The 11,522-nt window shown below is 66.0% G+C and carries 7 protein-coding genes and 1 riboswitch; of the genes, 6 read left to right on the top strand and 1 reads right to left on the bottom strand.

The window, feature by feature from the left end; genetic code table 11:
* Positions 1–208: 208 nt before the first annotated feature.
* Positions 209–439: riboswitch (cobalamin riboswitch) on the top strand.
* 174 nt (positions 440–613) lie between these two features.
* From F1609_RS15515 to F1609_RS15495, 5 genes are all read left to right on the top strand, one after another.
* On the top strand, positions 614–2,713 hold the full coding sequence (locus tag F1609_RS15515; RefSeq protein ID WP_167077311.1) for a TonB-dependent receptor: 2,100 nt from the start codon (positions 614–616) through the stop codon (positions 2,711–2,713).
* Positions 2,714–2,822: 109 nt separating this feature from the next.
* A complete protein-coding gene (locus tag F1609_RS15510) occupies positions 2,823–3,194 on the top strand; it encodes a DUF2946 family protein (protein ID WP_167077310.1) in 372 nt (123 codons plus the stop codon).
* Between the two features lie 152 nt (positions 3,195–3,346).
* Entirely contained in the window at positions 3,347–5,500 is a 2,154-nt protein-coding gene (locus tag F1609_RS15505) for a TonB-dependent receptor (RefSeq protein WP_167077309.1), read from the top strand.
* An 8-nt stretch (positions 5,501–5,508) separates the two neighbouring features.
* The gene (locus F1609_RS15500) at positions 5,509–7,095 is read left to right on the top strand and encodes a PepSY domain-containing protein (protein WP_167077308.1); all 1,587 of its coding nucleotides are present in this window, start codon (positions 5,509–5,511) and stop codon (positions 7,093–7,095) included.
* 179 nt (positions 7,096–7,274) lie between these two features.
* The gene (locus tag F1609_RS15495; protein WP_167077307.1) at positions 7,275–7,883 is read left to right on the top strand and encodes a DUF8467 domain-containing protein; all 609 of its coding nucleotides are present in this window, start codon (positions 7,275–7,277) and stop codon (positions 7,881–7,883) included.
* A gap of 135 nt (positions 7,884–8,018) precedes the next feature.
* Here F1609_RS15495 and F1609_RS15490 read toward each other — a convergent pair whose 3' ends face one another.
* Positions 8,019–9,806 carry a sialidase family protein gene (locus tag F1609_RS15490; protein WP_167077306.1) on the bottom strand — a complete coding sequence of 596 codons (1,788 nt, stop codon included), beginning with the start codon at positions 9,804–9,806 and terminating at the stop codon, positions 8,019–8,021.
* 326 nt (positions 9,807–10,132) lie between these two features.
* Here F1609_RS15490 and F1609_RS15485 point away from each other — a divergent pair, with 326 nt between their 5' ends.
* Positions 10,133–11,482: a retropepsin-like aspartic protease gene (locus tag F1609_RS15485; protein WP_167077305.1), complete on the top strand. Its 1,350-nt coding sequence runs from the start codon at positions 10,133–10,135 to the stop codon at positions 11,480–11,482.
* Positions 11,483–11,522 lie beyond the last annotated feature (40 nt).

Here is an 11,522-nt window from a genome sequence, read left to right as displayed (position 1 = left end):
GAATATACGTCCCGGAAACAGGAAATTTTGCCGAGATGCTACTTTTTATCGGCGACCTTGATGTGCGGCGCCTGAGCCGGGCTGGCCTCGCGACTGCATGGCGGCGCGCATCGGGGACTGGCCCGGGAGCCCGCCTGTGCGCCTGAAGCGGGAATGCGGCCCGCTGGGTCGGGGCGCATGAAAATATTGCCAAATGTCTCAGCAGGCCGTATGATCGGCCCGTTTTGGTGCTCGCGGCCTGATTCTGACGGCCGCAGTTAAACGGGAAACACGCGCTGGTTTCAGCGGCAAACGTGTGCTGTCCCCGCAACGGTAAAACAGGCGCCGCATGTCATCGATGTGCGGCTGGTTGTCTCAGTAGTCCACTGTGCCATCGGCATGGGAAGGCGAGGCGATCCGACCTGTCAGCCCGGATACCGGCCAGGACGCATGGAAGCTTAGCGACCGGGAATTGTCGTGTTTGTGGATCGCCCGGGACCGCGCGTCATGCAGCCGTCCCTCATCGCCATCGACTCACGCGCCGGTATCGGCCGCTACTTCTTTTTTCTCGGTGCACGGGGATGTGCGCCGTCCAAAAAACGGCCGGCCGGTCCGGTCTTGACAGAGAGTACCCGTGAAACATACCCCCCTTCCCCCGTCGCCATGCGGGCTGCGCCTGCTGTCGTCCATGCTGCTGGCCTTGCCCGCCTTTGCCAACGCCGCCGTCGATGGCGATACCCCCTCCCCGCTCCAGCAGGTGCGCGTCTCGGCCAGCCTGATCCCGCTCGGCGTGGCCGATTCAGCCAACCAGGGCACGGTCACCGCCCGGCAGATCGAAAACCGCCCCCTGCTGCGCACCGGCGAACTGCTCGAAGCGGTGCCGGGCCTGATCGTGACCCAGCACGCCGGCGACGGCAAGGCCAACCAGTATTTCGCGCGCGGCTTCAATCTCGATCACGGCACCGATTTCCGCACCTCGGTGATGGGCATGCCGGTCAATTTGCCGACCAATGCGCACGGCCAGGGCTATTCGGACCTGAATTTCCTGATCCCGGAACTGGTCAGCACCATCGCCTACAAAAAAGGCACCTACTATGCCGAGGAAGGCGATTTTTCGACGGCCGGCGCGGCCGCCTTCGACTACCTGCGCCAGATGGAGCAAGGCTTGCTGAGCGTGGAGGCGGGCCAGCATCGCTTCAAGCGCGTGCTGCTGGCCAACTCGAGCACGCTGGCCGGCGGCACGCTGCTGTATGCCCTCGAACGCGCCGGCCAGGACGGCCCCTGGGAGACGCCGGAAGACTACCGGCGCAGCAACGGCGTGCTGTCGTACAGCTGGCGCGGCGGCGATGACGAACTGCGCCTGACGGCGATGGGCATGCGCTCGTCGTGGACCTCGACCGACCAGGTGCCGCGGCGCGCGCTCGAGGCCGGCTTGATCGGCCGCTACGGCACGCTGGCCCCGACCGACGGCGGCGCGACCGCGCGCTACAGCCTCTCCGGCGAGTGGAGCCGCCAGTATGGCGACGGCAGCGCCAGGGTCGATGCCTACCTGATCCGATCGCGGCTCGACCTGTTCAGCGACTTTACCTACGTGCTCGACGACCCCGAGCACGGCGACCAGTTCCACCAGGCCGAACGGCGCCGCATCATCGGCCTGGACGCGCAGCGCACATGGCGCCATGCGCTGGGGCCGTTTGCGTCCGAGACGGCGCTCGGGCTGCAGGCGCGCGCCGACCGCCTGGCCCCGGTCGGCCTGTACGCGAGCCAGGCACGCCAGCGCCTGGCCACCGTGCGCGAGGACCAGGTCAGGCAGCGCAGCGGTGCGCTGTACCTGTCCAACAGCACCGTCTGGACGCCCTGGCTGCGCACCGTGGCCGGCCTGCGCGCCGACCGTTACGGATTCGACGTGCGCAGCGACACCGGCGCCAATTCCGGCAAGGTCGATGCGGGCATCACCAGTCCCAAGTTCAGCGCCATTTTCACGGCCGGAAAGCATGCCGAGATCTACCTGAACTGGGGACGCGGCTTTCACAGCAACGACGCGCGCGGCGTCACCGCCAGCATCGATCCGAAAACCGGGCTGGCGCTCGACGCCGACGGCGCGCCGATCGAGCGCGCCACGCCGCTGGTGAAGGGGACCGGCAAGGAAGCCGGCTTGCGCCTGGCCGGCCTGGTGCCCGGCATGCAGACCACCATCGCCGCCTGGCAGCTCGACCTCGATTCCGAACTGATCTTCATCGGCGACGCCGGCACCACCGAAGCGGGCCGTCCGAGCCGGCGCCACGGCATCGAGCTGGCCAATTTCTACACGCCGGCCAGGGACTGGATCGTCGACGCCAACCTGGCATGGTCGCACGCGCGCTTTCGCGACAAGGACCCGGCCGGCGCCTTCATTCCCGGTTCGATCAGCCGCACCGCCTCGCTCGGCGTGTCGGGCAGCGCCGGGGCCTGGTCGGGCGGCCTGCGGCTGCGCTATTTTGGCCCGCGCGCCCTGGTGGAAGACGATTCCGTGCGTTCACCCGGGTCCGCCCTGCTCAACATGAAGCTTGGCTACCGGCTCACACCGAGCGTGAAGCTCACCGTCGAAGTGCTCAACCTGCTGGACCGCCGCGTCAGCGATATCGACTACTACTACGAATCGCAGTTGCCGGGCGAGCCGGCGCCGGTGGCCGACATCCATACCCATCCGGGCGAAATGCGCACCTTGCGCGCCGGCCTGGCATGGCGCTTCTGACCTTGGCGCGGTTGCCGGCTGTGGGCGCGCGCTGCTACAATCGGCGCATGACCATGACCAGACCAGCGCAGCAATCGAGGGCGCGCCATGCGTGCCCGGAGTGCCAGCGATGCGCGTAAAGCGCAGGGCAAGCGCCCTGGCGTCGTGGATGGCCATGCTGGCCATGCTCATGGCCATCCTTGCGCCGGCGCTCTCGCACGCCTTCGCCGGGGACGCCACGGCGGCTTACCTGTCGGCCGACATCTGCCGGGCCGGCAGCGCGGCGGCGGCCGCCGACGCGGCTGCGCCCGGGTCGCACGAAGGGAAACCCAAGCACTGTCCGTACTGCCACCACGGCAACGGCATGCTCCTGTTGCCGCCGGCGCCGCGCGCGCTGGCGCTCGCCGTGGCCGACGCGCCACCGGCCGCGCAACTGCCCGCTGCGCCCAAAGCCCGCTCCGCGTGGACTCCGGCGCAGGCGCGCGGCCCCCCACTGGCCTGATCCGGCAGGACCCCGCTCACGCATCGGTTCAAGCAAGACCGGCAGGCGCCACGCGCCTGTGGCCTTGCCACGCCCGCTGCGTCCAGCGCTTGTGGCGCCTATGGCGCCCGTCTCCACTCGCCTGTATCCAGGCAACAGAACAAGAGCAAGACATGACGTCAACCCCCTTCCATGCGGCCGCGCTGCCATTCGCGCTGGCCCTCACCTGCACCGGCCCGGCCCGCGCCGACGAACCCTTGCCCACGGTGGAAATCACCGGCACGGCGCCGCGCGCCAACGGCAAGCTGAACCTCGACACGGCCAGCGCCACCGGCAGCCGGCTCGGCCTGACGCCGCGCGAAACGCCGGCCAGCGTTACCCTGGTCGAGCGCGCCACGATCGACGCGCGCGGCGCCCAGGATACCCAGGAAATCCTGCGCGCCATCCCCGGCGTGACCGCGCACAATGCGCCGGGCAATATCGGCGTCAGTTACCGCGGCTTCGGCAGCGGTTCGGTCAGCCAGCTGTTCAACGGCATCAACGTCCAGTATGCGATCGCGGCACGCCCGGTCGACAGCTGGATCTACGAGCGGGTCGAGGCCATCGGCGGGCCGTCCAGCTTCCTGTTCGGCGCGGGCGCGGTCGGCGGTTCCATCAATTACATTACCAGGGTGGCCGAACGGCGCAACGCCGGCCAGGCGCAGCTGCGCTTGGGGACAAATGGCTTGAAAGAAGCGTCCGTCGGCCTGAACCGGCAGATTGGCGGCGCGGCCGATGCCGGCCATTACCTGCGCATCGACCTCAACCACCGGGATGCGGACAGCTGGATCGACGGCGCCGGCGCCCGCTCGACGCAGCTGGCGGCGTCGCTGCTGTCCGGCCTCGGGCCGCGTGTAACCCACACGCTGGCCTACGAGTTGCAGGATGAAGACGTGGCGCGGCCCTACTGGGGCACGCCGCTCCTCAATCCGGTGGCCGGCCGGGCGCGCATCGACCCGGCCACCCGTTTCAAGAACTACAACAGCGCCGACGGCGTCTACGCCCAGCGCGTGCACTGGCTGCGTTCGGTCACAGAATGGCGCGCCTCGGCGCAGCTTGAACTGACCAATACAGCGTACGCCTACGATGCGGTGCGCGACTACCGCAACGTCGAAACTTACCGCTTCAACCCGGCCAACACGGCTGTGGCGCGTTCCGGCATCCTGTTGCAGCACCACCAGCAGCGCATGCTCGGCAACCGCCTCGACGCCACCTACAAAGGCACGCTCGCGGGCCGGCGCAGCGACTGGGCGCTCGGCATCGATGTCAGCGTCAACAAGCAGACCCGCTTTCCGACCAGCCTGGCGAGCACGCTGGGCGAAGTCGATCCTTACGATGTTGCGACCGAGCGCTTCTTCGACATTCCCGGCATGAGCCCGGTCTTGCGGCCCGACCGCGACAACAAGGTCAGCACGCGCGCCGCCTACCTCGAAAACCGCACCGCCGTGGCCCCATCGCTGCACCTGGTCACGGCGCTGCGCCACGAGCGCATCGCGCTCGGCCTGGTCAACCGGCGCGAGATCAGCGCCGCCAGCCCGGCCAGCTTCGCTCGCCGCTACCGTCCGACCACCGGCCGCGCCGGGCTGGTGTGGGACCTGGCGCCGGCGGCCAGCGCCTACATCCAGTACGCCACCGCCGCCGACCCGCCGTCGGGCGTGCTGTCGACCGCCTCGTTTGCCGACGTGCGCAACAACAGCGAGCTGACCACCGGGCGCCAGGGCGAGATCGGCGCCAAGCTCGACTTCTGGCAAGGCAAGGGCTCGGCCACCGTGGCCGCCTACCGCATCGAGCGCAAGAATATCGCCTCCCAGGACCCGGACAACAGCGCCCTGACCGTGCTGGTCGGGGAACAGTCGGCCAAGGGCGTCGAACTGGCGCTGGGCCTGCAGCCGACGCGCCAGTGGTCGGTCCAGGCCAACCTGACCCGGGTCGACGCGCAATACGAACACTACCGCCAGGGCGCCGTCTCGCTCGCCGGCAAGACCCCGGCGAATACGCCGCGCAGCGTGGCCAACCTGTGGCTGGGCTACGCGGTCACGCCCGGCATCAAGGCCAGCGTGGGCCTGCGCCGCGTGGGCAGCGTGTATGCGGACGCGGCCAACAGCATCGGCTGGCCGGCCTACACCCTGCTCGACCTGGGCCTGAGTTACCAGCTCAGCGGCGATGTGGCGCTGGTCGGACGGGTGCGCAATGCCGGTGACCGGGTGCACGCCGTCAATCTCGGCGCCAGCATGGCCTACCTGGGCGCGCCGCGCACGGCCGACCTTGCGCTGCGCGTGGCGTTTTGAGGCGGGCCATGGGAACGTCTTTCAAACGCCTGCTGTTCCTGGGCCACCGCTGGCTGGGCATCGTCCTGTGCGCTTTTTTCGCGATGTGGTTCGTCTCCGGCGTGGTGATGATGTACGTCGGCTATCCGAAACTGACCGAGGCCGAGCGCCTTGGCCATCTGCCGCCCTTGCAGGCCGGCGCGCCGCTGCTCGGGCCGCAGCAGGCCATGGCCCTCGCCGGCATCAAAGGGCCGCTCAAGGAGCTCAGGCTGGCGGCCGCCAGCGGCGGGAATGCGGTCTACCTGGCCCAGCCGGCTGGGTCCAAGGGCGCCGCCATCGCCGTCGATGCGCGCAGCGGCGCCCGGCTGGCGCCCACCGGCGAAGCGCGCGCCATGGCCAGCGCCGCCGCTTTCGCAGGGCCGGGTGTCGGCGCGCGCTACCTCGGCCCGGTGGACGAAGATGCGTTCACCCACTCGCGCGGCCTGGATGCCCACCGCCCGCTGCACCAGGTGCAGCTGTCCGACCCGGCGCGGACGCTGCTGTATGTGTCGGGCCGGACCGGCGAAGTGGTGCGCGACGCGCCGCGCAGCGAACGGCTGTGGAACTACGCCGGCGCGTGGCTGCACTGGCTGTATCCCTTGCGCGGCAACGCGTTCGATCCGTACTGGGGCGATATCGTCAACTGGCTCGCGCTTGCCGGCACCGTCATGGTGCTGGGGGGCATGGCCGTGGGCCTGTTGCGCTGGCGCTTCCGGGCGCCCTACCGCAGCGGTTCGCGTTCGCCCTACCCCGGCGCGCTGATGCGCTGGCACCATATTGGCGGCCTGCTGTTCGGGGCGGTGACGGCCACCTGGATCTTCAGCGGGCTGATGTCGATGAACCCGTGGCGCATTTTTGACGGCGGCGCGCCACCGCTGCGCATGCAGGCGCTCGAAGGCGCGGCGCCGCTGCCGTCCGCAGGCGACGCGGCGCCGGCGGCGCTGCTGGCCGCGGCCGGTCCGGATATCCGCGAGCTCAAGTGGACTCGCGTGCTGGGAGGCACGCTGGTGCTGGCCCAGCCGGCGACCGGCAAGCCGCTCGTGCTCGACAGCCAGACCGGCCATCCGGCGGCGCTCGACAGCGGCGCGCTGCTCGGTGCCGCGCGCACGCTGCTGCCGCATGCGGTGGCGAGCGTCGAACGGCTCGATGCGTACGATCTGTACTATTACAGCCGCGACGCCCACAGCATGACCGGCGGCGCCGGCAAGCCGCTGCCGGTGTGGCGCATCGCCTTTGCCGATCCGCACCAGAGCTGGGTGTATGTCGATCCGCATACGGGCGCGCTGGCAGGCCGCAGCGACAGTCACAAGCGAACCAGCCGCTGGCTGTTCGCCATGCTGCACAGCTGGGATTGGCTGCCCTTGCTGGAGCGCCGGCCCTTGTGGGACCTGGTGCTGCTGGCGTTGAGCCTCGGCGGCGCCGTCCTGAGCGTGAGCGGCATGGTGATCGGCTGGCGCAGGCTGGGGCGCAAGTTGGGCACCGGCGGAAACGGGCGTGCGCAGGCGGGTCGCGGGCAGCAGCTACCAAGCGGCGCTGCACCAACGAAAAAAATGGCGCTGAAGAATCAAGGCGAGTGAGCAGTAGCGCAAGAGCGGACGGCAAATCGGGAGTGACGCTCGGACCGGATAAGATGCACTGGCTCGAACTTGACCTGACGGACTATGTCAGGTCAAATCCAGTGCAGCCCTTTCCGGTGATTGACCGGGATCGTGTTTTGCGATATTTACCACGTCAGGCCACCTAAAGGAAAATTCCATTGAGAAGTCAACTTCGCTTCGTGATGCATCCTGATGATGAATCTGAATTCGCCACGTTGATGCTCGCGGATGAGCATGTACATCTGATCGACGGTCCGCGCTGGAAGAGTGCATCCCCACGGCAATTTCGTTCGCTCGACCAGGTCACGGGACGTTACTGCATTATCTGGTCTATGCAAGATTGTCCAACGCTAAGTGCTCGCTACATACCTGCATGTGATGACTGGTACTGCAACTCGGAAGAATTCACAATTCAGTTTCTACGCTCCGACACCGTTGGGGCGGTCATCACAGAAGGCCGGATCGCGGTGAGTACCCCGGCTACGGAAAGTGAGGGTACACAAAGCCTTGAGCGGCGCTTCAAGCAACTTGCTCGCTTTATTAAAAAGCACTCTACCAATTCAATAGTTCAATGGTGCAATCCAGACTTGCCATTTCTTCCTGCGGTTCCAGGCAGATCAGCGAATCCCAGCAAACCAGACCCGCAAGTCTGGATCGGGCGGCATGCGGTAAATTGGTTGCAAGAAGACAAAGAACGGCGCGTGAAACAGTTTGCTCAATCCTCGGTCGAGGCGCGCCTTATCGATTCGTTTGTTTTGCCGGCCTGACTGCCCGACCCGGCAGTACACCATTACGTCGTCCCACATATTGGCGAAATAGCAGGCGGCTCCTGCCGCCACCAGCACGGCCAGCGCAACGCCATGACCATGCGCCGGCATGAAGCGGGCCCCGTCACGCGGCGCTTACTTCGACTGGCGCTCCGCAGGGCCGCTGTCGGCAGCGGCCGGCAAGGCTTGAGGAAGCACCCGCGTGTCGCGCGTCCATGTCAGCCCGCCGTCGGCACTCGAGGAGATGCGGGCATCGCGATCGATATACAGCAATACCGATTTGGTGACGACCATGCGCATGGTTTTTACCGGCGTCTGGTCGACCAGATCGGCCCAGGTCTTGCCCCCGTCCTTCGAATGCCGGATACGCGAGCCGGTCACAAAGGCGCCACTGACATGGCAGAGCGACCATGCCTCATTCTTGTCACGCATGGCGAAGTCGTACATGAGGGTCGAAAAAAAGCCACCGCAGGCATTGCCAGGTTTGCTCCAGCTTGCCCCGTCATCCTGGGAAACGTAAGGCTTCTGGAAAAAGCCGGCGGCATACAGCGACTCGCCGGTGCTGGTGACTTCCTTGATCTCCTGCGGCACGGGTAACACTGTCCAGGTACGCTGCGCCAGATCGAAAGCGTGCATTTCCTTGCCCGGAAGGACCAAGAGATACTTTCCCTTGTGAATCGTGGCTCGGCTTGGCAAGCTTGTGTACGCCAAGGTGCCCATCCCTGCAAGATTGGCCAGTTCGCTCCATCGGCTGCCCGGCGTGTTCATGCGGCCGTGCACGTAGAGTCTGCCTTGAGCGAGACTCATCACCAGCAGCTCCCCATTGATTTCGGTCATATGCGCGATCAAGCCATTTTCGACGGGGAATGCCAGGTCCACCCAGGTCAGCCCGCCATCGGTCGACTGCTTGAGCATGCTCTCCTCGCCGCCCACGGTGATGTGCTTGCCGCTGCGCGCATACAGGGCCGTGATTTCGCGCGGGTCGTCGAGGTCGATATTGGTCCACTCGCCCGACTTGCTACGCGACAGTAATTGCCCCAGATTGCTACCGACCAGCAGCGCACCGTCAGGCAATTCTTGCGCCGCATTCAAGGAGTAGGTGCTGGCTTTAGAGAGCATGACGCGCAAGGCGGGATCTTTCGCGTCGGCCCAGGCGACGCGTTTCTCGGTTTCCGACATCTTGTCGGCTATGTGGAAAAGCACTGAACCGGTCAGGCCGTACTCAAGCGACGGAATTTCCTGGCCGGAAGCGCCCACGCTGTTCGCCGCCACCTGGCCCCAGCCAAGCACGGTGGTGTCGTTGAGGTCTTTTGCCAACGCCGGAAATTCCTTCGCCACGACACGGGCGAGAGCGGCCGGCTTGTCATCCATGACGAAGGTCGCCTTTCCTTCGCCGATCGGTTGATAAATGACCGTTCCAAGGTTGGTCAACGCGCCCTGCTTGACCGCGAACGCGAACCCCGGCCCGATCTCGGGGTTACTTTTCATGCCGATCAAGCTTTTCAGGCGATAATTTCCCTCAGGAAGATAGCCGGCAAAAATCTTCGATGTATGGCGGCTATCCGAAGCCTTGATTTCCAGCTTCAATTCCTTGTCTGTCGCGGTAAGGACAACGAGATGCGTCCAGGTATGCGGCTCCATGTCCAGAGTGTTGGCGAACACGCGCAGCGCCACGAATCCCTGGCGTTCGGTGGCATTCTTATCCCCTTCCGCTGCGGCGGCAGAGCCCGAAACGCAACAGGCAGCGATGAGCAGGAGGGTCAGCAGTTTTTTCATTCTTCTTTCTTTCAGTGGAGGATCGCCAACGCTATCGCCAGCGCGCACGGTCACGTGGCGCCGCGCCTGACCGATAAAAAAAGCCTCCGGAACCGGAGGCTTGATTGGTGCGGCATGCATGCAATGCGTTTCAAGAGCGTCAGCCATGCAGTTTACCTTGCTAGCAATTACAGTCAAGCAGGCAATCATTGTTGCTTTATCCGCAGTGTAGCGCCGGCGCCTCCCCCAATCCCGGTTAGCGGCGTCAAAGAACATGGAAGTGCGGTCAAATCGGTCACCGCGTGACTGTATTGCGACAGCCGCCCAGGGGCAAACGGCAGGCGACAGTCGGGACCGGGCAAATAAGCGCAACTGGCGCTTGCGCCGGCGAAGGACTGGCGATATATTCGCCGCATTACCGCCGGTAAAAAATGGCGCCTCACCCAAAGGCGCCTTTTTTTTGCCATCCTGGTTGCTATAAATTAAAGGTTTGCATGAAAGCATTTATTGCCCTGGCAGCACTGACGCTGCCTTCCCTTGCCGGCGCCGCCTGCACCCTGCCCAAGACCACCACCTTGCCGATTTACTACGGCGGCAGCATCATCGTCACGCCCACTGTGCGCGGCAGCATCAATGGCGCACCCGCCGCGCTGTGGGTCAACACCGGCTCGGCCTCGACAGTGCTGACCCGCACCGCTGCCGAGAAATACCAGCTGACGGTGGCAGCCGGCGCACCGGGCCGGACCAGGCTGGCCAGCTTCGAGCTGGGGCCGATGCGCGGCGCGCTCAACCTGCCGGTGGTTATCGACAGCGGCTACCCGCCCGGCTTCGATGGCATTCTCGGCGCCGACGTACTGATGCAGGCCGACCTTGAAATCGCGCTGGCCGATAAGGAAATGCGCATCGGCTGCACGCCGCCTGCCTGGACCGCCCGCGCCATCAAACTGCCGATGCTGCCCCGCCCCAGCGTCGACAAGCGCGTGCGCGTCACCGTCAAAGTCAACGGCATGGACCTCGAGGCGCAATTCGATTCGAACACGCCCCAGAGCAGGATCACCGACGATGGCGCCGCCAAGGCCGGTGTCAAGAGCACCGCCCCGGATGGCTTCTGGAGCGCGGTCTTCGCCACCGTCGCCGTCGGGCCGGACAGCGTGAAAAACGTCGACCTGCCGATCCGCGCCACCTACGGCAGCAATGCGGGCGAACCGGACGTGGTGCTCGGCGGAGACTTCTTCCGCGCTTACAAGATCTACTTCGCCAACAGCGAGCGCCAGGTCTACCTGAGCCGCACTGGCAACGGCGAGGTATTTCCCAAGCCGGCCACCAGCCCGGCAGCCTGGCTGCTCAAGGAAGGCGAAGGCGGCAATGCCGACGCCCAGCTGGCACTGGCGAACTACCGCTATGCCGATTGGAAGGTCGGACGGGCCTGGCTGGAAAAGGCTGCCAACCAGGGCCAGCAGCGTGCCCTGATCGAACTGGCGCGCATCTACCGGCGCGAGAAAAAGGCCGCCGAGATGGTCCCGCGCCTGCGCAAGGCGCCGGCCGCGCCGCGCATCGCGCTCGAATTGTTCCTTACGCAAACCGCCGCCGGCGACAAGGAAGGCGCCAAGCGCGATCTGGCGGCCGCCAACATCAAGGGCTGGCCCGCGCCGATCGCCGACTTCTACCTCGGCCGCCTCAAGATGGACCCCATGTACGATCAGGCCGAAGCGTTCCCCGCACTGGGCAAGGCGCGCCTGTGCGAAGTGCACCTCTACACGGCGCAGCTGAGTGAAGCGCAGGGCAACCATCATCATGCCCGGCAGTTGATGGAAGCCTGGCAGCGCGACTGCAGCAATTTCTGACGCCAGGCCGGCAAGGCACTCGACCGGGGCGCGCAGGCGC

This window comes from Massilia aquatica (genome assembly GCF_011682045.1).
GTDB classification, from domain to species: domain Bacteria; phylum Pseudomonadota; class Gammaproteobacteria; order Burkholderiales; family Burkholderiaceae_D; genus Telluria_A; species Telluria_A aquatica.
Note: the sequence above shows the minus strand (reverse complement) of the source record. Positions and strands in the feature narration are given on the sequence as shown.

Excerpts from the sequence above, each read along its gene's own strand:
- F1609_RS15510 (WP_167077310.1), top strand. The coding sequence starts at position 2,823 with ATGCGCGTAAAGCGCAGGGCAAGCGCCCTGGCGTCGTGGATGGCCATG.
- F1609_RS15505 (WP_167077309.1), top strand. The coding sequence starts at position 3,347 with ATGACGTCAACCCCCTTCCATGCGGCCGCGCTGCCATTCGCGCTGGCC.
- F1609_RS15500 (WP_167077308.1), top strand. The coding sequence starts at position 5,509 with ATGGGAACGTCTTTCAAACGCCTGCTGTTCCTGGGCCACCGCTGGCTG.
- F1609_RS15490 (WP_167077306.1), bottom strand. The coding sequence starts at position 9,806 with ATGGCTGACGCTCTTGAAACGCATTGCATGCATGCCGCACCAATCAAG.
- F1609_RS15485 (WP_167077305.1), top strand. The coding sequence starts at position 10,133 with ATGAAAGCATTTATTGCCCTGGCAGCACTGACGCTGCCTTCCCTTGCC.